The 21,586-nt window shown below is 75.1% G+C and carries 20 protein-coding genes and 1 pseudogene; 9 read left to right on the forward strand and 12 right to left on the reverse strand.

Translation table 11 applies throughout. The features are described from left to right. Nucleotides 1-999: translation initiation factor IF-3 (gene infC, locus KJP73_RS19365; protein ID WP_249669449.1), on the reverse strand; the 999-nt coding region annotated here is incomplete at its 3' end. 401 nt (nucleotides 1,000-1,400) lie between these two features. Between infC and KJP73_RS15825 the strand changes: the two genes are divergently transcribed. The 3 genes from KJP73_RS15825 to KJP73_RS15835 all read left to right on the forward strand — a co-directional run bounded on the left by KJP73_RS15825 (nucleotide 1,401) and on the right by KJP73_RS15835 (nucleotide 3,866). Continuing rightward, a complete protein-coding gene (locus KJP73_RS15825) occupies nucleotides 1,401-1,775 on the forward strand; it encodes a Fur family transcriptional regulator (RefSeq protein WP_249669455.1) in 375 nt (124 codons plus the stop codon). Between the two features lie 123 nt (nucleotides 1,776-1,898). Next, a complete protein-coding gene (locus KJP73_RS15830) occupies nucleotides 1,899-3,401 on the forward strand; it encodes a catalase (RefSeq protein WP_213283841.1) in 1,503 nt (500 codons plus the stop codon). 108 nt (nucleotides 3,402-3,509) lie between these two features. Further along, nucleotides 3,510-3,866 carry a DUF1844 domain-containing protein gene (locus KJP73_RS15835; protein ID WP_213283842.1) on the forward strand — a complete coding sequence of 119 codons (357 nt, stop codon included), beginning with the start codon at nucleotides 3,510-3,512 and terminating at the stop codon, nucleotides 3,864-3,866. A 130-nt stretch (nucleotides 3,867-3,996) separates the two neighbouring features. Here KJP73_RS15835 and KJP73_RS15840 read toward each other — a convergent pair whose 3' ends face one another. Continuing rightward, entirely contained in the window at nucleotides 3,997-5,298 is a 1,302-nt protein-coding gene (locus tag KJP73_RS15840; protein ID WP_213283843.1) for an MFS transporter, read from the reverse strand. Nucleotides 5,299-5,411: 113 nt separating this feature from the next. Here KJP73_RS15840 and KJP73_RS15845 point away from each other — a divergent pair, with 113 nt between their 5' ends. The 3 genes from KJP73_RS15845 (at nucleotide 5,412) to KJP73_RS15855 (ending at nucleotide 7,523) form a co-directional block, all read left to right on the forward strand. Continuing rightward, complete coding sequence (locus KJP73_RS15845) at nucleotides 5,412-6,119, forward strand: hypothetical protein (protein ID WP_249669450.1); 708 nt, start codon at nucleotides 5,412-5,414, stop codon at nucleotides 6,117-6,119. Continuing rightward, nucleotides 6,116-6,853: a S1C family serine protease gene (locus KJP73_RS15850; RefSeq protein ID WP_249669451.1), complete on the forward strand. Its 738-nt coding sequence runs from the start codon at nucleotides 6,116-6,118 to the stop codon at nucleotides 6,851-6,853. Before KJP73_RS15845 ends, KJP73_RS15850 begins: the two co-directional genes overlap by 4 nt. A gap of 94 nt (nucleotides 6,854-6,947) precedes the next feature. Next, nucleotides 6,948-7,523 carry a hypothetical protein gene (locus KJP73_RS15855; RefSeq protein WP_213283858.1) on the forward strand — a complete coding sequence of 192 codons (576 nt, stop codon included), beginning with the start codon at nucleotides 6,948-6,950 and terminating at the stop codon, nucleotides 7,521-7,523. A 19-nt stretch (nucleotides 7,524-7,542) separates the two neighbouring features. Here KJP73_RS15855 and KJP73_RS15860 read toward each other — a convergent pair whose 3' ends face one another. The 6 genes from KJP73_RS15860 to KJP73_RS15885 all read right to left on the reverse strand — a co-directional run bounded on the left by KJP73_RS15860 (nucleotide 7,543) and on the right by KJP73_RS15885 (nucleotide 12,198). After that, on the reverse strand, nucleotides 7,543-8,352 hold the full coding sequence (locus KJP73_RS15860) for an SseB family protein (RefSeq protein WP_213283844.1): 810 nt from the start codon (nucleotides 8,350-8,352) through the stop codon (nucleotides 7,543-7,545). Then, nucleotides 8,349-9,089 carry a bifunctional 1-(5-phosphoribosyl)-5-((5-phosphoribosylamino)methylideneamino)imidazole-4-carboxamide isomerase/phosphoribosylanthranilate isomerase PriA gene (gene priA / locus KJP73_RS15865; RefSeq protein WP_213283845.1) on the reverse strand — a complete coding sequence of 247 codons (741 nt, stop codon included), beginning with the start codon at nucleotides 9,087-9,089 and terminating at the stop codon, nucleotides 8,349-8,351. Before priA ends, KJP73_RS15860 begins: the two co-directional genes overlap by 4 nt. 92 nt (nucleotides 9,090-9,181) lie before the next feature. Further along, on the reverse strand, nucleotides 9,182-9,829 hold the full coding sequence (hisH, locus tag KJP73_RS15870; RefSeq protein ID WP_213283846.1) for an imidazole glycerol phosphate synthase subunit HisH: 648 nt from the start codon (nucleotides 9,827-9,829) through the stop codon (nucleotides 9,182-9,184). Between the two features lie 88 nt (nucleotides 9,830-9,917). Beyond that, nucleotides 9,918-10,448, reverse strand: a complete 531-nt coding sequence (locus tag KJP73_RS15875; protein ID WP_249669452.1) for a hypothetical protein — start codon at nucleotides 10,446-10,448, stop codon at nucleotides 9,918-9,920. Further along, nucleotides 10,445-11,059 (reverse strand): imidazoleglycerol-phosphate dehydratase HisB, encoded by a 615-nt coding sequence (hisB, locus tag KJP73_RS15880; protein WP_213283847.1) that lies wholly within the window; start codon nucleotides 11,057-11,059, stop codon nucleotides 10,445-10,447. Before hisB ends, KJP73_RS15875 begins: the two co-directional genes overlap by 4 nt. Continuing rightward, nucleotides 11,056-12,198, reverse strand: coding sequence for a histidinol-phosphate transaminase (locus tag KJP73_RS15885; protein ID WP_249669453.1), 1,143 nt, complete (start codon nucleotides 12,196-12,198; stop codon nucleotides 11,056-11,058). Before KJP73_RS15885 ends, hisB begins: the two co-directional genes overlap by 4 nt. 101 nt (nucleotides 12,199-12,299) lie before the next feature. On the opposite strand from KJP73_RS15885, the gene KJP73_RS15890 reads away from it, so the two are divergent. After that, the gene (locus KJP73_RS15890) at nucleotides 12,300-14,471 is read left to right on the forward strand and encodes a RecQ family ATP-dependent DNA helicase (protein ID WP_213283848.1); all 2,172 of its coding nucleotides are present in this window, start codon (nucleotides 12,300-12,302) and stop codon (nucleotides 14,469-14,471) included. Between the two features lie 19 nt (nucleotides 14,472-14,490). Here KJP73_RS15890 and hisD read toward each other — a convergent pair whose 3' ends face one another. Then, nucleotides 14,491-15,813, reverse strand: a complete 1,323-nt coding sequence (gene hisD, locus KJP73_RS15895; protein WP_213283849.1) for a histidinol dehydrogenase — start codon at nucleotides 15,811-15,813, stop codon at nucleotides 14,491-14,493. 128 nt (nucleotides 15,814-15,941) lie between these two features. Here hisD and KJP73_RS15900 point away from each other — a divergent pair, with 128 nt between their 5' ends. Further along, on the forward strand, nucleotides 15,942-16,160 hold the full coding sequence (locus KJP73_RS15900; RefSeq protein ID WP_213283850.1) for an RNA-binding S4 domain-containing protein: 219 nt from the start codon (nucleotides 15,942-15,944) through the stop codon (nucleotides 16,158-16,160). Between the two features lie 56 nt (nucleotides 16,161-16,216). On the opposite strand, the gene dnaE is transcribed toward KJP73_RS15900, so the two are convergent. From dnaE to KJP73_RS15915, 3 genes are all read right to left on the reverse strand, one after another. Continuing rightward, entirely contained in the window at nucleotides 16,217-19,798 is a 3,582-nt protein-coding gene (dnaE, locus tag KJP73_RS15905; RefSeq protein ID WP_213283851.1) for a DNA polymerase III subunit alpha, read from the reverse strand. 87 nt (nucleotides 19,799-19,885) lie between these two features. Beyond that, nucleotides 19,886-20,824 carry an RluA family pseudouridine synthase gene (locus KJP73_RS15910; protein ID WP_213283852.1) on the reverse strand — a complete coding sequence of 313 codons (939 nt, stop codon included), beginning with the start codon at nucleotides 20,822-20,824 and terminating at the stop codon, nucleotides 19,886-19,888. Further along, nucleotides 20,817-21,356, reverse strand: a complete 540-nt coding sequence (locus KJP73_RS15915) for a signal peptidase II (protein WP_349628335.1) — start codon at nucleotides 21,354-21,356, stop codon at nucleotides 20,817-20,819. Before KJP73_RS15915 ends, KJP73_RS15910 begins: the two co-directional genes overlap by 8 nt. A gap of 104 nt (nucleotides 21,357-21,460) precedes the next feature. On the opposite strand from KJP73_RS15915, the pseudogene KJP73_RS15920 reads away from it, so the two are divergent. Continuing rightward, nucleotides 21,461-21,586 (forward strand): annotated as a pseudogene (locus KJP73_RS15920) (glycoside hydrolase family 3 N-terminal domain-containing protein); the annotation flags it as partial.

The raw sequence follows: 21,586 nt of genomic DNA on the forward strand, positions 1-21,586 counted from the left end.
CCCGGCGGCCGACAGCCCGTAGACCCCGGCGCCCCACAGGGCGGTCCGCGTGCCGGGCAGGCGGCGCCGCGCCCGGGCGAACGCGCGCACGGGGGCGGTCGCGCCGGCCACGTCCACCTCGGCGGGCTTCGGCGCCGCAGCCGGACGCGGGGCCGCGGCGGGCGCGGGCGCGGCGGCAGGGGCCGGAGCAGCGGGCTCGGCGTCGGGCTCCGGCGCGGCGGCCGGCTCGGGAGCCGGAGCAGCAGCCGGTGCCGGGGCAGCAGCCGGTGCCGGGGCAGCGGCCGGCGCAGCGGCGGGGGCCGCGGTCTGCGGCGCCTCGTCCTGCACGGCCTCGTCCTCGGCGGCCTGCGGCAGCGGCTCGCGCTGGGCGCGGGCCTTGCGCTGCTCGATCTTCTGCTCGGCCTTCTTCTTCACCGGGCCGAGCACCATGATCATGTTGCGGCCGTCCTGCTTCGGCATGCTCTCGATGAAGCCGAGCTCGGCGACGTCGGCCGCCAGCCGCTGCAGCAGGCGCACGCCCATCTCGGGGCGCGACTGCTCACGGCCACGGAACATGATCATGACCTTGACCTTGTCGCCCGCGGCGAGGAACCGCTCGACGTGGCCCTTCTTGGTGCCGTAGTCGTGCGGGTCGATCTTGAGCCGGAACCGGATCTCCTTGAGAACCGTGTTGCTCTGGTTGCGCCGGGCCTCGCGGGCCTTCATGTCTGCTTCGTACTTGAACTTGCCGTAGTCCATGATCTTGCAGACGGGCGGACGGGCGTCCGGGGCGACCTCGACCAGGTCGAGGTCGGCGTCCTGGGCCAGGCGCAGTGCGTCCTCCACGCGGACGATGCCGACCTGCTCGCCGTTCGGGCCGACCAGGCGGACCTCGGCGACGCGGATCCGATCGTTGATGCGGGGCTCGCTGATGTGGTGCTCCTCGAAGTCGTCGTGACGACCGCCAGGAACGAGGACGGCCCCCGGACCTGGGCACAGGCGGGGGCCGATCGGATCCACGGCGCGCCACGCGAGGCGGTACGCCGTCGGGCCGGGCTCCCCGCGAGGGGCGCACGGCCTGGACCGGGACCTGGACCCTGTCGCCGGCGAACCGGTCGGGCGGGACTCAGGTGGGATCAGCTCCACTTGTGCACCTGGATCGTCCGGCGTCCCGCGAGTGCGAGGACACAGTCCGACCCAGGCCAGTCGCAGACAACTGTACCAGAGCCCGCGTCCGGTCCGTCGCGGGCTCCGTCGCGGGCGCAGCCCGACGTGACACGTCGTCAGATACCTCCTTGAACCATTCCAGAAAGCGTGCCAAGGTGGTGCTCGTGACACTCGACCAGCACGCACCGGGGACGCCGCCGGCGCCGCGAGCGCCTGCGTCGCCCGCCGACGTCCTCCGGGAGCGCGGGCTCCGCGTGACGGCGCCCCGCCTCGCGGTCCTCGAGGCCGTGGAGGCGCTGCCCCACGCCGACGCGGACGCCGTCCTCCGGCACGCCCGCACCGCCCTGCCGACGGTCTCCGTCCAGGCGGTGTACGACGTGCTGCACGCCCTGACCGACGCCCGGATCCTGCGCCGCATCGAGCCCGCCGGGCACCCCGCCCGGTACGAGCGGCGCGTCGGCGACAACCACCACCACATCGTCTGCCGGCAGTGCGGGGCGGTCGGCGACGTCGACTGCGCCGTCGGCGAGGCGCCCTGCCTCACGCCGAGCTCCACCTCGGGCTTCACGGTCGAGACCGCCGAGGTCACGTTCTGGGGCCTGTGCCCCGACTGCCGCGCGGCGGGCTGACCCCGCACCGGCACCACCCACCGACCACCTCTCGCACCACCCACCACCGCCGGTCGGGCGACCCCGCCCCACCGGTCCCCGGCACGCCCTCGCACGGCGTGCCGCCGACCCGGAAGGACACGTGTGACTCAGGTCCACCCCACCACCAGCAACTCCGGCGCCCCGGTCGCCTCCGACGCGCACTCGCTGTCGGTCGGCGCCGACGGCCCGATCGTCCTGCACGACCACTACCTGGTGGAGAAGCTGGCGCAGTTCAACCGCGAGCGCGTGCCCGAGCGCGTCGTGCACGCCAAGGGCGGCGGCGCCTTCGGCACCTTCACCACCACGGGCGACGTCAGCCGGTACACCCGCGCGGCGCTGTTCCAGCCGGGTGTCGAGACCGAGATGCTCGCGCGCTTCTCGTCCGTCGCCGGTGAGCACGGCTCCCCCGACACGTGGCGGGACCCCCGCGGCTTCGCGCTGAAGTTCTACACGTCCGAGGGCAACTACGACCTGGTCGGCAACAACACCCCGGTGTTCTTCCTGCGCGACGGCATCAAGTTCCCCGACTTCATCCGCTCGCAGAAGCGCCTGCCCGGCTCCAACCTGCGCGACAACGACATGCAGTGGGACTTCTGGACGCTGTCCCCCGAGTCGGCGCACCAGGTCACCTGGCTGATGGGCGACCGTGGCCTGCCGCGCTCGTGGCGGACGATGGACGGCTTCGGCTCGCACACCTACCAGTGGATCAACGCGGCCGGCGAGCGGTTCTGGGTGAAGTACCACTTCACGACGCAGCAGGGCATCGACAACCTGACGGCGGACGAGGCGGCGCAGCTGGCCGGGTCGGACGCGGACCACCACATCCGCGACCTGTTCGAGCACATCGCCGACGGCGACTTCCCGCGCTGGACGCTGTCGGTCCAGGTCATGCCGTACGAGGACGCGAAGACCTACCGGTTCAACCCGTTCGACCTGACGAAGGTGTGGCCGCACGCGGACTACCCGCTCATCGAGGTCGGCGTCATGGAGCTGAACCGCAACCCGGAGAACTACTTCGCGCAGATCGAGCAGGCGACGTTCGCGCCGAGCAACTTCGTCCCGGGCATCGCGACCAGCCCGGACAAGATGCTGCTCGCGCGGATCTTCTCCTACGCGGACGCCCACCGGTACCGCGTCGGCACGAACCACCAGCAGCTGCCGGTCAACGCGCCGCGGTCCGAGGTGCACTCGTACTCCAAGGACGGCGCCGCGCGGTACTCGTTCAACGCGCCCGACGTCCCGGTCTACGCGCCGAACTCCATCGGCGGCCCGGCGGCCGACCCGGCCCGCGCGGCCGAGTCCGGCGGCTGGGAGTCGGACGGCGAGATGGTGCGCTCCGCCGCGACCCTGCACCCGGAGGACGACGACTGGGGCCAGGCCGGCACGCTGTACCGCGAGGTGTTCGACGACGCGGCCCGCGCCCGGTTCCTCGAGACCATCACCGGCCACGTCGGCGGCGTGAAGAGCGACGTCATCCGCGCGCGGGCGATCCAGTACTGGACGAACGTGGACGCCGGGCTCGGTGCGGCGCTCGCCGCCGCGCTGGCCGGCACCGCCCCGCAGGAGACCGGCGAGCCCGCGACCGCGAGCACCCCGGTCGCCTGACCCGGGCGACAGCGCCCTGCAGCACGACGCCCGCCGTCCGGGAGCAGTCCCGGGCGGCGGGCGTCGTCGTGCCGCGGTCGCCGCCCCGGCGATGAGAGGATCGCCCGCATGAGCGAGACCCCCGACCCCTCGACCGCCACCCGCGACATCGCCGACGTCGCCGCGGTCGAGGTCATCACGACCGCCGCCGTGCACCTGATGAGCGCCGCCGCCGTCAAGTGCGGCCTGTCCCCCGACACCGACGACACCGCGGGCAGCGACTACCTGGACCTCGACGAGGCCCGCAAGCTGATCACCGCCCTGGCCGCGCTGGTCACGGCCTCGGCCCCCGACATCGGCAACCAGCACGCCCGCTCCCTGCGCGACGGCCTGCGGTCGCTGCAGCTCGCGTTCCGCGAGGCGAGCCCGTTCCCGGACGCCCCGGGCGAGGGACCCGGCGAGAAGTTCACGGGCTACGTGTCCTGACCCGCGTCGCGGGCGGCGCCCGGCGCCGAGGTGGCAGCGCTCGCCTGCGCCGGGCGCCGAACCCGCAGGCCGGCGGTGCCATCTCGGCGGCTGGCGGCTGCTGACTGCCGGCTGCGGGGAGAAGTCCGCGTCAGCCGGCGGTCGGCGCGTCCTGCGGGAGCGGGCGGGCCGGCACGTCGTCCGCTCCCGCCGGTGCCGGCGTCGGGACGACGCCCTCCGGCGCGGTCCCGGCACGCTCGGCGCCGGGCGCGGGCGCGACGCCCCGCGAGCGGCGACGCACCGCCGCCAGCACCACGAGCCCCAGCACCGACAGCACGAGCCCGACGCCGCCCGCCGCCGCGAACCCGGACCACGGGCCGAACGAGTCGATCACCGCGCCGACGACCGGCGCGCCGAGCGCGGCCCCCACCGTGTTGGCGGTCCCGCTCCAGCCCATCACCTCGCCGCGCCGGTGCTCGGGGACCATGCGGACGAGCGACGCGTTGATCGCCGACAGCGCGGCGGCGCACGGGAGGCCCGCGATGACGACGGCGACCGCCAGCTGGGCCTGCGTCTGGGCGAGCGCCGCCGGCAGGGTGGCCGCGCCGAGCAGGGCCACCAGCGCCAGCGGGTGCAGCTCGCGCTTCTGGGCGCCGTAGACGAGCCCGCCGACGACGGAGCCGACGCACCACAGCGCGATCATCCAGCCGACCGCGGGCTCCTGCCCCCAGCCCTCGAGCGCCGCGACGATGCCGACGTCCGTCCCGTTGAGGATCAGAGCGGCGGCGGACGCGGCGGCCAGGACCACGAGCAGGCCGGGGGTGAGCAGGCGGCCGGGGCGACCGGCGGGCGCGGGCGCCGCACCCGTCTGCGCGGACCGCGTCGGCGGGTTGAACCACATGAGCAGCAGCCCGGCGCCCACCGTGGCGACGCCGACGAGCGTCAGCGCGGCGGTCGTGGACACCTGGGTCGCGACGAGCACCCCGACGGTCGGCGCCAGCATGAAGGTCATCTCGGTGCCCACCGAGTCCAGCGCGTAGGCGGTGCGCTGCTGCTCCGGCGGCACCAGCACCGCGAGCGACTGCCGCACCACGGAGAACACCGGCACCAGGAACACGCCCGCGACGACGGCCGCGACCAGCAGCGCCTCGTACCCGAGCCGCGGCGCGATCAGCCACACCGCCGACTCGATGACCACCGAGGGCAGCAGCGCCCGGCGCAGCCCGAGCCGGTCCACCCGGCGGCCGCGCCACGGGGACCCGATCGCCACGCCGACGGTCATCGCCGCGGCGACCAGGCCGGCGCGGGCGTACCCGAGGCCGAGCGGGCCCACCACGTGCAGGGTGAGCACCACCCCGGTCATCGCGTGCGGGACGCGGGCGACGAAGGCGACGAGGACCAGGGGCAGGACACCGGGCAGGCGCAGCAGGCGGGCGTAGGGGGCGAGGGACACCCGAGGATTCTGTCCTGCCCCGCCCGCCCCCGACGACCGGATTGTGCCGGGCGCGCCGTCCGGCCCGCGGTGATCTTGGGCACGTCGTCGGCGGGCGACCGTATGGTGGTGCCGTGACGTCTGCCACCGGGCCGCTCGACCCGACCGGCCCGCCGCGGCCGACCGGGTCCTCGTCGTGGCCGGGTCCCGGCACCGCCCCCGGCTCCACCGCGGTGCACCCCGACGACGACGCCGAGGGCGTCCGTCCCGCCGACCCCGCCCGCCCCGCGCACGACCACGCGCACGTCGCACCCGCACCGCCGCGTCGGCGCCGCCCCTGGGCCGTGGTGGTCCTGTCGGTCCTGCTGGTGCTCGTCACGGCCCTGTCCGCGTACCTGTGGGTCCGCACGGTCCGGTACGAGGAGTACGCGCAGGACGTCGAGGACCAGGCGCGGACCATCGGGACCGAGCTGGCGACGCTCCGCACCGAGCACGAGGGCACGGTCGGGGAGCTCGCCGCCGTGAACGACCAGCTCGCGACGGCCCAGACCCGGATCACCGAGCTCGCCGACGAGAAGGCCCAGGTCGGCGACGACCGGGAGGTCCAGCGGCAGCTCGTCGACTACCAGCAGCGGGTCTCGCAGGCGGCGGCCAACGTCGCCTCCGCGCTGTCGACGTGCATCGAGGCGCAGAACCAGCTGATCACCTACCTCGAGGACGCCGCGGCCTACGACCCGGCGGACCTCGCGCGGTTCAAGGGCGACGTGCAGGGCGTCTGCGCCGTCGCCACCGAGGCGAACACCGAGCTCCAGCGCCAGCTCGCGGCCGGGGCCACCGGGTGAGCCGCACCGCCCGCACCACCCGCAGCGGCGGCGTGGTCGTCGTGCTGCTCCTGGCGGGCTGCGGCGTCCTGCCCCCGATGCCGGGCCCCGCGCCGACCGACCTCGTGCCGTCGAGCGTCCCCGTCGCCACCCCGTCGTCCTCCGGCAACCTGTCCCCCGACGGCTTCGACGCGGCGCAGCGGATGGCCGTGCGGATCCGGAACGTCGGCTGCAACTCCCTGTCGACGGGGTCGGGCTTCGCGATCGACGAGTCGACCCTGATCACGAACCGGCACGTGGTGGCCGACTCGGCGGACCTGCAGCTGTCGACGTACGACGGCCGGGACGTCGCGGTCACGGCGTCGTCCACCGCGGCGCTCGCCGACCTGGCCGTGGTGCGCACCGCCGACCCCCTGCCGACCGCGCCGGGCCTCGCGGACGCCGACCCCGACCCGGGCGACGAGGTCACGGTGGTCGGCTACCCGGAGGGCGGCGCCCTGACCGTGACGAGCGGGCAGGTCATCGGTGCGACGACCGACCCGCTGAACGAGAACCTGGGGCAGGTGCTCGTGACCAACGCCGAGGTCGAGCCGGGCAGCTCCGGCTCCGCGGTGCTCGACGCCGAGGGCCGGGTGGTCGGCGTGGTGTACGCGAAGAACTCGACCGGCCAGAGCTTCGTCGTCCCCGTCAGCACCCTGCGCCAGCTGCTGGCGGACGAGGCCTCGTTCACGGCCACCACCTCCTGCGAGGGCTGAGCCCGGGACCCGGAGCCGCCGGCACGCGACCCCTGGTGCGGCCGGGGGCCTCGTGCCACGGTGGAGGGACGCACCTGCGCATCGGAGGACCACCATGCCGGACGACTCCCGCCTCGACCTGTCCGCGCTGACGCGTGCCGCGGACGACCTGCTGTCCGTGCGCCGCGTGTTCGGGGAGCCGTACGAGCACGAGGGCACCTTGGTGGTGCCGGTGGCGAAGGTGATGGGCGGGCACGCCGCCGCCGACGCGCACGGTGACGCGCGGCTCGGGCTGCGCCGGGGCGCCCGCGGCGGTGCGGCGGGTCCCGGGGGCGCACCCGAACCAACCGCGCCTGCGGCGGAGGTCCCGGCGGACGACCTGCCGGAGCAGGCGGGCGACGGGGGCTCCGGCGCACCGGCGGGATCGCCGGAGGGCGCCGCGCGCGGGCTGTGGCACGGCCGGCCCGGCCACGGGCTCGGCGGCGCCCGACCCTCCGGGCGGGGCGGTGCACAGGCCGACGCCGGCGCGTTCGCGGCCCGCGTGAAGCCGCTCGGGGTCTACGTCATCGCCGCGGACGGCGTGCGCTGGCAGCCGGCGCTCGACCTGAACCGGGTGATCCTCGGCGGGCAGATCGTCGGCGCCGTGTCGGTGCTCGCGCTGTCCTGGGCGCTGCGCCGCCGGCGCCGGTGAGGCGGCCCGCCCGACCGCCTCAGCGCAGCCGGACCTCGAGCGAGTCCACGCGCTGCGCGACCGTCTCCTGAGCGGCGAGCGCCTCCCCCACGCGTGCCAGCACCGCGTCGAGCGCCGTGCGGTCCAGGCCCGGCACGAGCGTCAGCACGACGGCGACCTCCGCGCGGCTCCCGGGCACGGCGTCGACGTCGACCACGGGCGACGGGGGTGGCAGGGGCGCGGCGGCGGGACGCCGGAACAGCGAGCGCCGGGCCGCCCCCGCGGGTACCGGCCCGACCGCGGCGAGCACGGCCGAGCGGACCGCGTCCCGCACCTCCGGGTCGACCGCCGGCCCCGTGCCGTCGTCGACGACGGCCGGTCGCCAGGGCTGCTGCTGCGCGAGCGCCCACACCGCGGGCCGCGGGACGAGCACCGTCGTCGGGCCGCCCGCGTCGAGCACGAGGAGCTCCCAGCCCTCGTCGACCGCGGACAGCGCCGCGCGGGCGATCTCGGTCGGCACGGGCCGGGCGTCGGTGCGCCACGCCGCCATCGCCGCCACGGACGAGAAGACGGGCAGCGCGGTGCGGCCGTCGGGCGCCTGCAGGGCGACGATGCCCGCGGACGCCTCCTTGTCGACGGTGTGCGCGTGCCCGGCGACCTCGACGGTCTCCGACGCCTCGAGCTCCGCCAGCACCGGGACGAGCACCCGGGTGCCGGCGAGCGCCTCGACGACGCCCGCTGCGGTCCCGGTCCCGGCGGCGACGGCGTCGAGCGCCGCGACCACCCGGGGGTCGGCGCTGCCGTCGTCGCCGGCGAACGCCGACGTCGGCGGCAGCTCCCTGCCGGTCACGGGCGCCCGGCGACGTCCAGCGCCTCGGGCAGGGTGAACGCCCGGGCGTACAGGGCCTTGCCGACGATCGCGCCCTCGACGCCCTCGGTCACGAGCGCGCGCAGGGCCCGCAGGTCGTCCAGCGACGAGATGCCGCCGGACGCCACGACCGGCGCGTCGGTGCGGGAGCAGACCTCGCGGAGCAGGTCGACGTTCGGGCCGCGCAGGGTGCCGTCCTTGGTGACGTCGGTGACGACGTACCGGGAGCAGCCCGCGGCGTCGAGCCGGGCCAGCACCTCCCACAGGTCACCGCCCTCGCGGGTCCAGCCGCGGGCCGCGAGCGTCGTCCCGCGGACGTCGAGTCCGACGGCGATCGCGTCGCCGTGCCGGGAGATCGCGTCGGCGGTCCACTCCGGGTCCTCCAGGGCGGCAGTCCCGAGGTTGACCCGGGTCGCGCCGGTGCCGAGCGCGCGCTCCAGCGACGCGTCGTCGCGGATGCCGCCCGACAGCTCGACCTTCACGCCCTTGCCCGCGAGCACCTGCGTCACGTCGGCCAGCAGGTCGGCGTTCGACCCGCGGCCGAAGGCGGCGTCGAGGTCGACCAGGTGGATCCACTCGGCGCCGCCGGCGTGCCAGTCGAGCGCGGCGGCGAGCGGGTCGCCGTAGGAGGTCTCCGAGCCGGCCTCGCCCTGGACGAGCCGGACGGCCTGGCCGTCGGCGACGTCGACGGCGGGCAGGAGCTGCAGACGGTCGGACATGGGACTCCTCGTTCGGGGGCGTGCGCGCCCGGCGGTGCGGTCGTGCGGGTTCGGTGCCCCGGGGTGCGGGACGGTGGTGACGGGCCGGGCGCTCAGTCGAGCGAGTCGACCCAGTTCTTCAGCAGCTGGGCGCCCGCGTCCCCGGACTTCTCGGGGTGGAACTGCGTCGCGGACAGCGGCCCGTTCTCGACGGCGGCGACGAACCGCCCGCCGTGGTCGGACCACGTCACGAGCGGCGGCGCCATCCGCCCGGGGTCCGCCGTGCCGGCCAGCGGGAAGCTGCGGGCGGCGTAGGAGTGCACGAAGTAGAACCGCTCGTCCTCGATGCCCGCGAACAGCCGGCTGCCCTCGGGGGCGTCGACGGTCGACCACCCCATGTGGGGCACGACGTCGGCCTCGAGCCGGTCGACGGTACCGGGCCACTCCCCCAGGCCGTCGGTCCGCACGCCGTGCTCGTCGCCGTCGTCGAACATGACCTGCATGCCGACGCAGATGCCGAGCACGGGGCGCCCGCCGGCGAGGCGCCGGTCGACGATCTGGTCGCCGCGGACCCCGCGGAGGCCGGACATCACCGCGGCGAACGCACCGACGCCCGGGACGACGAGCCCGTCCGCGTCGGCGGCGTGCTTCGCGTCGGACGTGAGCTCGACCTGGGCGCCGACCCGTTCGAGGGCGCGCACGGCCGAGCGGACGTTCCCGAATCCGTAGTCGAGGACGACGACACGAGGCTGGCTGGGCACCACCACAGGGTAGTCGGATCGGCCGCGGCCGGCCGCCCGCGTCCGGTGCGCGGACCGGCCGGGGTGCCCTCGGACCGGCCCGGCGGTGTCAGTCCTTCTGCCGCCGGCCCGCCGAGAGCGCGCGCATCGCGGCCCACCGCGACATGCCGACGCTCGTCTCGACGCCGTCGACCTCGGAGACCGGGGTCGCACCGACCAGCAGGTCCTCCAGCACCTCCGGCGCACCCGACAGCACGAGCCCCGGCGGCAGGTCGTCGTCCCGCTCGCCGCCGATCCAGCGGCTCGCGGAGATCCGGCCGCTGCGGCGGTCCAGCAGGACGACCGGCGACTGCCCGAGCATCTTCGAGATCGCGCCGGCGGCCTCGGCCGTGCGGGCGGCGTCGGCGGTGTCCCGCAGCACGGCGAGCGCACCGACCGGCGACGGCACCGCGTCCACGTCGACGCCGGCGATCGAGCACGCCGCGGCGAGCGGGCGCGCCCCGGCGACCTGGGTCACCACGAGGGCGACCACCGGCTCGTCGGGCTCCGCGGAGGCGGCGTCCAGCCCGGACAGGTCGTCCGGGATCTCGAAGCCGAGGTCGTCGGGCAGGTCCGGCAGGTCCGCGCCGCCGGCGGTCACAGCGCGCCCTTGGTGCTCGGGATGCCGTCGACCCGCGGGTCGAGCGCCACCGCCGCGCGCAGCGCACGGGCCAGCGCCTTGAACTGCGCCTCCACGACGTGGTGCGGGTCCCGGCCGGCGAGCACGCGCACGTGCATGCCGAACGCGGCGTGGTGGGCGATGGACTCGAGCACGTGCCGGGTCAGCGAGCCGGTGAAGTGGCCGCCGATGAGGTGGTGCTCCTGGCCCGCGGGCTCGCCGGAGTGCACCAGGTACGGACGCCCCGACACGTCCACGACGGCCTGCGCGAGCGCCTCGTCCAGCGGCACGGTCGCGTCGCCGAACCGGGCGATGCCCCGCTTGTCGCCCAGCGCCTGCTTCAGCGCCTCGCCGAGGCAGATCGCGACGTCCTCGACGGTGTGGTGCGCGTCGATGTGCGTGTCGCCCGTGGCCCGCACCGTCAGGTCGATGAGGGAGTGCTTGCCCAGGGCGGTGAGCATGTGGTCGTAGAACGGCACCGTGGTGCTGATGTCCGTGCGCCCCGTGCCGTCGAGGTCGACCTCGACGACCACGCTCGACTCGCTCGTGGTCCGCTCGATCCTCGCGGTCCGCCCGCCGGTCGTCGTGCTCACAGTCCCAGCACCTCCCACAGCGCGGCGGTGAACGCCGCGGTCTCCTCCGGGGTGCCGACCGACACCCGGAGCCATCCTTCCGGACCCACCTCGCGGATCAGGACGCCGCGGTCGAGCAGCGCCTGCCACACCTGGTGCCGGTCCTCGTGCACCTGGAAGAGCACGAAGTTCGCGTCCGACTCCGCGACCCGGATGCCTCGGTCGCGCAGGTCGAGCACGAGCTGGTCGCGCTCGGCGCGCAGCGACCCGACCTGGGCCATCAGCTCGGGGGCGTGCCGGAGCGCGGCGCGGGCGACCGCCTGCGTCACCGCGGACAGGTGGTACGGGAGCCGCACCACGCGCAGGGCGTCGACGAGCTCCCGGGACGCCGCCAGGTAGCCGACGCGGGCGCCGGCGAGCCCGAACGCCTTGGACATCGTGCGGCTGACGGCGAGGTGCGGGTGCTCGGCCAGCAGCGTGAGCGCCGACGGCACCCCCTCGCGCCGGAACTCCGCGTAGGCCTCGTCGACCACCACGACGCAGCCGCCCGGCACCCGGGCCGCGGCGTCGAGCACCGCGCGGACCGTGTCGAGCGCCAGCGCGGTGCCGGTCGGGTTGTTCGGGCTGGTGAGCAGCACGACGGACGGCTCCTCGCGCGCGACGAGCGCGCGGGCCTCGGCCGGGTCGACGTCGAACGTGTCGGTGCGCCGGCCCGTCACCCAGCGGGTGTGCGTGTCCCGGGCGTACTCCGGGTACATCGAGTACGTCGGCGCGAACGAGACCGCGGTGCGACCGGGGCCGCCGAACGCCTGCAGCAGGTGCAGCATCACCTCGTTCGACCCGTTGGCCGCCCACACCTGCTCCGGCGCCACGCGGACGCCCGACTCGACCGCCAGGTAGTCCGCGAGGTCCCCCCGCAGCGCGAGGAACTCGCGGTCGGGGTAGCGGTTGAGCCCCGCGGCGGCCTCGGCCACGGCGGCGGCGATGTCCGCCACCACCTGCGGCGACGGCGGGTACGGGTTCTCGTTGACGTTGAGCAGGTGCGGCACGGCCAGCTGCGGGGCGCCGTACGGCGCGCTGCCCGCGAGCTCCGGGCGCACCGGCAGCACCGGGAGCACGCCCGTGGCGCCGGGCTCGGGTGCGAGGTCGGGGGCGGTCACCCGGCGATCGTATCCGCGTGCCCGGGACGCGCCGGTGCGGCGTCCACAGGCCGTCGCTCCGGGCGCACACGTGTCGGGGGCCGTGGCTAGGGTCGGTGGCGATGACCGAGACGCAGCAGCACCCCGTGACCGGATCCGACCTGCGCGACGAGGCCGAGGCCGTCCTGCGCCGCCTCGTCGGCCGGGAGGACGCCCGGCTGCGCGACGACCAGTGGCGGGCGATCGACGCGCTGGTCACCGGGCACCGGCGCGCGCTCGTCGTGCAGCGCACCGGGTGGGGCAAGTCGGCGGTGTACTTCGTCGCGACGGCCCTGCTGCGCGCCCGTGGAGCCGGCCCGACCGTGCTGGTGTCGCCGCTGCTCGCGCTCATGCGCAACCAGGTCGCCTCCGCGCAGCGCGCCGGCGTGCGCGCCGCCACCCTGAACTCCGCCAACGTCACCGAGTGGGACGAGGTGCACGCCCGGATCGCGGCGGGCGAGATCGACGTGCTGCTCGTCTCCCCGGAGCGCCTCACGCACCCCGCGTTCCGCGACGAGGTCCTGCCCCGGCTCGCGGCCGACGCCGGCCTGGTCGTCATCGACGAGGCGCACTGCATCTCCGACTGGGGCCACGACTTCCGGCCCGACTACCGCCGGATCCGCACCCTGCTCGCGGAGCTGCCCGACGGGATCCCCGTCCTCGCCACCACGGCGACCGCGAACGCCCGCGTCACGGCGGACGTCGCCGAGCAGCTCGGCACGGCGGTGCGGGACGACGTGCTCGTGCTCCGCGGCCCGCTGGACCGGTCGAGCCTGGACCTGTCCGTGGCGCGGCTGCCCGACACCGCGGCGCAGCTCGCCTGGCTCGCGCAGAACCTGCCCGCGTTCGAGGGCTCCGGCATCGTGTACTGCCTCACGATCGCCGCGGCGCAGCAGGTCACCGAGCACCTGCGGGCCGCGGGGCTCGACGTCCGCTCGTACACCGGCCAGACCGACCCGGCCGAGCGCGAGGTCGCCGAGGCCGACCTGCTCGCGAACCGGGTGAAGGCCCTCGTCGCGACGTCCGCGCTCGGCATGGGCTTCGACAAGCCGGACCTCGGGTTCGTGGTGCACGTGGGCGCGCCCTCCTCCCCGATCGCGTACTACCAGCAGGTCGGCCGCGCGGGCCGCGCCGCGGAGGCTTCCGGCGGCCGCGCGACCGCCGTGCTGCTGCCCGGGCGGGAGGACCGCGCGATCTGGGAGTGGTTCGCCTCCACGGCGTTCCCGCCGGAGCAGGACGTCCGGGCGGCGCTGCGCGCGCTCGGCGAGAGCGGCACGCTGTCCACCGCCGCGCTCGAGACCCACGTCTCGCTGCGCCGGTCCCGGCTGGAGCAGATGCTCAAGGTCCTGGACGTCGACGGCGCGGTGCGCCGGGTCCGCGGCGGCTGGGAGTCGACCGGGCAGCCGTGGTCGTACGACGCCGAGCGCTACGACCGGGTCACCGCGACCCGCCGCGCCGAGCAGCAGTCGATGGTCGACTACGTCACGACCGAGGGCTGCCGGATGGCGCACCTGCGTCGCGCGCTGGACGACCCCGAGCTGGCGGGGCCCGAGGGCGCGGGCTGGCGGTGCGGACGGTGCGACCGGTGCACCGGCGCGACCGTCGGGACCGTCCCCGACGCCGAGCACGTCGCCGGGGCCCAGGCGCTGCTGACGGCCGCCGGCGTCCCCGTCGACCCGCGGCGGCAGTGGCCCTCGGGCATGGCGACGCTCGGCGTGGACCTCAAGGGCCGGATCGCCGCGGCAGAGGGTGCCGAGCCCGGGCGCGCGGTCGCGCGGCTGGACTCCGTCGGCTGGGGCGGCCTGCTGCGCGACCTGTTCGGCGGCGAGCCGGACCCCGAGGCCGGCCTGCCCGTGGCGCTGCGCGACCCGGTGCTGGCGACCCTGGACGCCTGGCAGCCCGAGCAGCGGCCCGAGGGCGTCGTGCTGGTCCGGTCGAGCACCCGGCCGGCGCTCGTGCAGCACCTCGCCGAGGGCGTCGCGCGGCACCTCGGCGTCCCGCTCGTCGGGGCCGTGGCCCCCCGCCCGGACAGCCCGCCGACCCGGCACGACGTCAACTCCGCGCACCGGCTGGCCGCGGTCGCCCGGCGCCTCGAGCTCGACCTCAGCCCGGCCGCCGCGCAGGGGCTGCCCGGCCGCGCGGTCGTGCTGGTCGACGACCGGACCGACTCCGGGTGGACGCTCACCGTGGCGGCGCGGCTGCTCCGGCAGGCCGGGGCCGCGGCGGTGCTGCCGTTCGTGCTCGGCGTGGGCTGACCGCCCGGGGCGAGGCGGGTCAGAACCGCGCGCGGACCGCCTCGCCGTGCGCGGGCAGGCCCTCGGCGTCCGCCAGCGCGACGATCCGCCCGGCGACCTCCCGCAGGGCGTCCGCGTCGTACTCCACGACCTGCACGGCCCGCACGAACGAGTGCACGCCGAGGCCCGACGAGAAGTGCGCGCACCCGCCGGTGGGCAGCACGTGGTTCGACCCGGCCATGTAGTCCCCGAGCGACACCGGCGAGTACGCGCCGACGAAGATCGCGCCCGCGCTGGTCACCCGCTCCGCGACCGCTGCGGCGTCGGCGGTCTGGATCTCCAGGTGCTCCGCCCCGTACGCGTTGACGACGTCCAGCCCGGCGTCCAGGTCGTCCACCAGGACGATCGCCGACTGCGGCCCGGACAGCGCCTGGGCGACGCGGGCGGCGTGCCGGGTGCTCTGCACGCGGTGCACGAGCTTCGACTCGACGGCGCCCGCCAGCTCGATCGACGTGGTGACCAGCACCGAGGCGGCCAGCGGGTCGTGCTCGGCCTGCGACACGAGGTCGGCGGCGACGTGGTCGGCGTCCGCGGTGCCGTCCGCCAGCACGGCGATCTCCGTCGGGCCGGCCTCCGCGTCGATGCCGACCGTTCCGCGCACCAGGCGCTTCGCCGCGGCGACGTAGACGTTGCCGGGGCCGGTGATGACGTCGACCGGCTCGCACAGCGTCACCCCGTCGACGTCGTCGGAGCCCGCCGCGCCGTACGCCAGCATCCCGACGGCCTGCGCGCCGCCGACGGCGTACACCTCGTCGACGCCCAGCAGCGCGCACGTCGCGAGCACGACGGCGTCGGGCAGGCCGCCGGCGTCCTTCTGCGGCGGGGACGTCACGACGAGCGAGCCGACACCGGCCTCCTGCGCTGCGACGACGTTCATGATCACCGACGACGGGTAGACCGCGAGGCCGCCGGGCACGTACAGCCCGACCCGCCGCACCGGGATCCACCGCTGCCGCACCTGCGCGCCCGGGGCGACCTGCACGGTGTGCTCCGCGGGGCGCTGCGCGGCGTGCACGGTCCGCACCCGCCGGATCGTCTCCTCCAGCGCGGCGCGCACGGCCGGGTCGAGCACGTCCACGGCCGCGGCGATGGCGTCGGCCGGCACCCGCAGGTGGGTGGGCCGGACCCCGTCGAAGCGCTCGGCGAGGTCCCGGAGCGCCGCGGCGCCGCGGGCGCGGACGTCGGCGAGGATCGGCTCGACGGCCGCGGTGGCGGACTCGACGTCGAGCTCGGGCCGGGGCAGCACCTCGAGCAGCTCACGGCGGGACAGGCTGCGACCACGCAGGTCGATGCGGGAGATCACCTGCCCGAGTCTAGGCGTGCCCGCAGGGCGGGGCCGCCCCGCCCTGCGGCCCCAGCCCGCCGGCCGGCACCCGCCTGCCGCGGCCCGCCGCGCGACGCACCCGTCGCGCGCGCTGGCAGGATGGACCGGTGACCATCGTGCCGATCTCCGACGACACCATCCGCCTCGGCCAGTTCCTCAAGCTCGCCGGCCTGGCCGACTCGGGCGCGGACGCCCGCACCCTCCTGGAGGAGGGCGAGGTGACCGTCAACGGCGAGCCGGAGGCCCGCCGCGGCCGGCAGCTGCACCGCGGCGACGTCGTCGAGGTCGCCGACCCCCGGGGCTCGAACGCCGCCCAGGTCGGCTGACCAGGACGGCGTCGGCTGACCCGGACGGCGTCGGCCGACCCGGTCCGAGCCGGCCGTCAGACCCCGACGGGCGTCTGCGCGGACTGCAGGCAGCCCGGCCCGAGCAGCGCCTTGAGGTCCCCGTACAGCGACGGCGACCGCTCGACGCGCAGCGCCTCCCCGGCGCGCAGCACGGTCGTCCGGCCGCCGGGCCGGGTCACGCGCAGGTGCAGCTCCGTGATGCCGGGGTGCGTGGAGATGACCTCGCGCAGCCGCTCGACGACCGGCGGGATGCACCGGGCCTCGGACAGCGTCACGACGACGGGCGCGTCCGCGACGGCCGACAGGTCCGGCAGGGACACCTCCATCGCCTGCAGCTGCATCGCGTCGTCGCGCCGGCGCACCCGTCCGCGCACCACGATGACGGCGTCCTCGGCGAGCACGGTCGAGTAGGCGAGGTAGGTCTCGCCGAAGAACATGATCTCGACCGAGCCCTCCATGTCCTCCAGCGTCACGGCGGCCCACGGGTTGCCCTGCTTCGACATCTTGCGCTGCAGGGACGTCACCAGGCCGGCGACCACGACGGTCGACCCGTCGGGACGCGCCTCGTCGGCGTTGAGCGTCGCGATGGAGACGTCGGCCGCGGCCGAGAGCACGTGCTCCAGGCCGGACAGGGGGTGGTCGGACACGTACAGGCCGAGCATCTCCCGCTCGAACTGCAGTCGCTGCTTCTTGTCCCAGTCCGGCACGTCGGGCACCTGCACCGAGAAGCCCGGGCCGTCGTCGCCCCCGAGGTCGGCGAACAGGTCGAACTGCCCCTCGGCCTCCTTGCGCTTGACGCCGATGACGGACTCGACGGCCTGCTCGTGCACCAGCAGCAGCGCCCGGCGGGCGTGCCCGAGGGAGTCGAACGCCCCGGCCTTGATCAGCGACTCGATGGTCCGCTTGTTGCAGACGACGGCCGGCACCTTGTCGAGGAAGTCGGTGAACGACGTGAAGTCGCCCTTCTCCTCGCGGGTGCGGACGATCGCGTCGACGACGTTGGCGCCGACGTTGCGGACGGCGGTGAGGCCGAACCGGATGTCGTCGCCGACGGCCGTGAACAGCGCGGACGAGGAGTTCACGTCCGGCGGCAGCACGGTGATGCCCATGCGGCGGCACTCGTTGAGGTACAGCGCCGACTTGTCCTTGTCGTCGCCGACGGACGTGAGCAGGCCCGCCATGTACTCGGTCGGGTAGTTCGCCTTGAGGAACGCCGTCCAGTAGGAGACGACGCCGTACCCGGCGGAGTGCGCCTTGTTGAACGCGTACCCGGCGAACGGGACGAGGGTGTCCCACACCGCCTTGATGGCCGCGGTGGAGTACCCCCGCTCCTTCATGCCCGCCTCGAAGGGCACGAACTCCTTGTCGAGGATCTCCTTCTTCTTCTTGCCCATCGCGCGGCGCAGCAGGTCGGCCTGACCGAGCGAGTAGCCGGCGAGGACCTGCGCGGCCTTCTGCACCTGCTCCTGGTAGACGATGAGGCCGTAGGTGCCGTCGAGGACCTCCGCCAGGGGCTCCTCGAGCTCCGGGTGGATCGGCGTGTTCGGCTGCAGCCCGTTCTTGCGCAGCGCGTAGTTGGTGTGCGAGTTCATGCCCATCGGCCCGGGCCGGTACAGGGCGATGACCGCGGAGATGTCCTCGAAGTTGTCGGGGCGCATCTGGCGCAGCAGGGCGCGCATCGGGCCGCCGTCGAGCTGGAACACGCCGAGGGTGTCGCCCCGGCCGAGCAGCTCGTAGGTGGCCTTGTCGTCGAGCGGGATGTCCTCCAGCTCGATGGCGTCCTTGCCGTTCGCGGTGATGTTGCGCAGCGCGTCGTCGAGGATCGTGAGGTTCCGCAGCCCGAGGAAGTCCATCTTGATCAGGCCGAGGCCCTCGGACGTCGGGTAGTCGAACTGCGTGATGATCGCGCCGTCCTGCGGGCGCTTCATGATCGGGATGATGTCGATCAGCGGCTCGCTGGACATGATGACGCCGGCGGCGTGCACGCCCCACTGGCGCTTGAGGTTCTCCAGGCCGCGGGCGGTCTCCAGGACGCGCTGCGCCTCCGGGTCCGCCTGCACGACCTGCCGGAACTCCTCCGCCTCCGCGTAGCGCGGGTGCTCGGGGTCGTACATGCCGGACAGCGGGATGTCCTTGCCCATGACGGCGGGCGGCATCGCCTTGGTGAGCTTCTCCCCCATCGCGAACGGCATGCCGAGCACGCGAGAGGAGTCCTTGAGGGCCTGCTTCGCCTTGATGGTGCCGTAGGTGACGATCTGCGCGACGCGGTCGTCGCCGTACTTCTCCGTCACGTACCGGATGACCTCGCCGCGCCGGCGCTCGTCGAAGTCCACGTCGACGTCGGGCCAGGACACGCGCTCGGGGTTGAGGAACCGCTCGAAGATGAGGCCGTGCTGCAGCGGGTCGAGCTCGGTGATGCCCATCGCGTACGACGCCATCGACCCGGCGGCGGACCCACGGCCCGGTCCGACGCGGATGCCCTGCTCGCGCGCCCAGCCGATGAAGTCGGCGACCACGAGGAAGTAGCCGGAGAACCCGAGCTGGACGATGACGCCCGTCTCGTACTCCGCCTGCTTGCGCACGTCGTCGGGGACGTTCCCGCGGTAGCGGCGCTGCAGGCCGCGCTCGACCTCCTTGATGAACCAGGAGTTCTCGTCCTCGCCCTCGGGGACCGGGAACCGCGGCATGTAGTTGGCGCCGGTCGGGAACTCGACCTCGCACCGCTCGGCGATGAGCAGCGTGTTGTCGCACGCCTCGGGCAGCTCGGCCCAGGTGCGGCGCATCTCCTCCGCGGACTTCACGTAGTAGCCGTCGCCGCCGAACGCGAACCGGGAGCCGCCCTGGTCGTAGGTCGGCTCGTCCAGGGTGGAGCCGGACTGCACGGCGAGGAGCACCTCGTGCGCGTGCGCGTCCTCCTTGCGCGTGTAGTGCAGGTCGTTCGTGGCGACCAGCGGCGCGCCGATCGTCTCGGCCAGGCGCAGCAGGTCCTTGACCGTGCGGCGCTCGATCTCCAGGCCGTGGTCCATGACCTCGACGAAGAAGTTCTCCTTGCCGAACACGTCCTGCAGCTCGCCGGCGGCGCGCACGGCCTCGTCGTAGTGGCCGAGCCGCAGCCGGGTCTGGACCTCGCCCGACGGGCAGCCGGACGTCGCGATCAGGCCCTCGCTGTACGTCTCCAGCAGCTCGCGGTCCATGCGCGGCCACTTGCCCATCTGGCCGTCGAGCGACGCCAGCGAGCCGAGCCGGAACAGGTTGTGCATGCCCTCGGTGGTCCGGGACAGCAGGGTGAGGTGCGTGTACGCACCGCGGGCCGACACGTCGTCGGCGGCCTGGTGCGCCTCGCCCCACCGGACGCGCGTCTGGTCGAAGCGGCTGGTGCCCGGCGTGACGTACGCCTCGACCCCGATGATCGGCTTGATGCCGAGCTTGCGGGCCTGCGAGTAGAAGTCGAACGCGCCGAACAGGTAGCCGTGGTCGGTGATCGCCATGGCCGACTGGCCGAGCCGCTGGGCCTCCGCCAGCATCTCCCCGACCCGCGCCGCACCGTCGAGCATCGAGTACTCGGAGTGCACGTGCAGGTGGACGAAGTCGGAGTCCTTGCGCGTGCCAGATGCCATGCCCGCCATCCTAGGTGCCGCCTCCGACACCCCCGTCACGCCCCGCGCGCGGCGCCCGCCGACGCGACGGACGTCACGCCCGGCGGCTCAGCGGTACCCGTCGCGCAGCGTCTCGAGCGCCCGCGCCAGGTCCTCCGGGTACTCGCTCGTGACCTCGAGGTGCCGGCCGTCCGCCGGGTGCGCGAACCCGAGCCGCATCGCGTGCAGCCACTGCCGGGTGAGCCCGACGCGCTGCGCGAGCGCCGGGTCCGCGCCGTACGTCAGGTCCCCGACGAGGGGGTGGCGCAACGCCGCGAAGTGCACGCGGATCTGGTGCGTCCGGCCCGTCTCGAGGTGCACCTCCGTGAGGGAGGCGGCGGGCAGCATCTCGAGGACCTCGTAGTGGGTCACCGACGGCTTGCCGTCGGCCGTGACCGCGAACTTCCAGTCCTGCCCGGGGTGCCGGCCGATGGGCGCGTCGATTGTCCCGGTCGTCGGCTCCGGGTGGCCCTGGGCGAGCGCGTGGTAGACCTTGTCGACCGTGCGCTCCTTGAACGCGCGCTTCAGCACCGTGTAGGCGTGCTCGCTCTTCGCGACGACCATGAGGCCCGACGTGCCGACGTCGAGGCGGTGCACGACGCCCTGCCGCTCGGCGGCCCCGGACGTCGAGATCCGGTACCCCCGCGCCGCGAGGACGCCGATCACCGTGGGTCCGGTCCAGCCCGGCGACGGGTGTGCCGCGACGCCCACGGGCTTGTCCACGACCACCAGGTCGTCGTCGTCGTACGCCACCCGCAGGGCCGGGACGTCCTCCTCGGACGCCACGGCGCGGGAGGCCGTCTCGGGCGACGGCATCTCGACCTCGAGCCACGCGTCGCCCGGCAGCCGCGCGGACTTGCCCACCGCGACGCCGTCGACGCGCACGAACCCGCCCTCGGCGAGCTCGGCCGCACGCGTGCGGGACAGCCCGAGCATCCGGGACAGCGCCGCGTCGACGCGCTCGCCGGCGAGCGCGTCAGGGACGGGCAGGGTGCGGACGTCAGCCATCGGTCCCCCGCGTCTCGTCGGCGGCCGCGGCGACCGCGGGGGTCTCGGCCGCGGGGGTGTCGGGCGCGTCCGAGCGGCGGGGCTCACGCGTCCCGTCGAGCCGGACGCCGAGCAGGGACAGCACCATGAGCAGACCCGCCGCGGCCACGATCGCGATGTCCGCGACGTTGCCCACGAACAGGTCCCCGTAGGCGATGAAGTCGACGACGTGCCCGCGGGCGACCCCGGGCTCGCGGATCATCCGGTCGGTGAGGTTGCCGAGCGCGCCGCCGAGCAGCAGCCCGAGCGCGACGGTCCAGCCGCGGGACCCCAGCCGCCGCGACACGCGGACGATCACCACGACGACCGTGATGGCGACCAGCGTGAGCAGCCACGTGGTGCCGGTCGCGATCCCCAGGGCCGCGCCGGGGTTGAAGAGCAGCTGGAGGCCGAGCAGGTCACCGACGACCTGCCGGCGCACGCCCTCGTCCAGCGCCTGCAGGGCCCAGGCCTTCGTCGCCTGGTCGAGCACCAGGGTGACCGCGGCGAGCACGACCAGCGCGACGACGAGCCGCCGGCGGCGGGCCGGCGGGGGGGGCGGGGCCGGCCCCCCCCCCCGCCGCGGGGGGGGCGGGGGGGGGGGCGGGCGGGTCCCCCCCGCCGTTCGAGATGGCGGTGCGCGACGGCGGCGTCCGCTCGGTGATGAACGCCTACACCGAGATCGACGGCGTGCCCATGGCGTCGGACCCGACGTACCTGACCGGGGTGCTCCGCGAGCGCTGG

Source organism: Cellulomonas hominis, from assembly GCF_901521055.1.
In the GTDB taxonomy this organism is placed as follows: domain Bacteria; phylum Actinomycetota; class Actinomycetes; order Actinomycetales; family Cellulomonadaceae; genus Cellulomonas; species Cellulomonas endometrii.

What these genes read in the sequence shown, in the direction of transcription:
- KJP73_RS15835 (WP_213283842.1), top strand. Translation starts at nt 3,510, where the DNA reads ATGAGCGAGACCCCCGACCCCTCGACCGCCACCCGCGACATCGCCGAC.
- KJP73_RS15855 (WP_213283858.1), top strand. Translation starts at nt 6,948, where the DNA reads ATGCCGGACGACTCCCGCCTCGACCTGTCCGCGCTGACGCGTGCCGCG.
- priA (WP_213283845.1), bottom strand. Translation starts at nt 9,089, where the DNA reads ATGTCCGACCGTCTGCAGCTCCTGCCCGCCGTCGACGTCGCCGACGGC.
- KJP73_RS15890 (WP_213283848.1), top strand. Translation starts at nt 12,300, where the DNA reads ATGACCGAGACGCAGCAGCACCCCGTGACCGGATCCGACCTGCGCGAC.
- dnaE (WP_213283851.1), bottom strand. Translation starts at nt 19,798, where the DNA reads ATGGCATCTGGCACGCGCAAGGACTCCGACTTCGTCCACCTGCACGTG.
- KJP73_RS15910 (WP_213283852.1), bottom strand. Translation starts at nt 20,824, where the DNA reads ATGGCTGACGTCCGCACCCTGCCCGTCCCTGACGCGCTCGCCGGCGAG.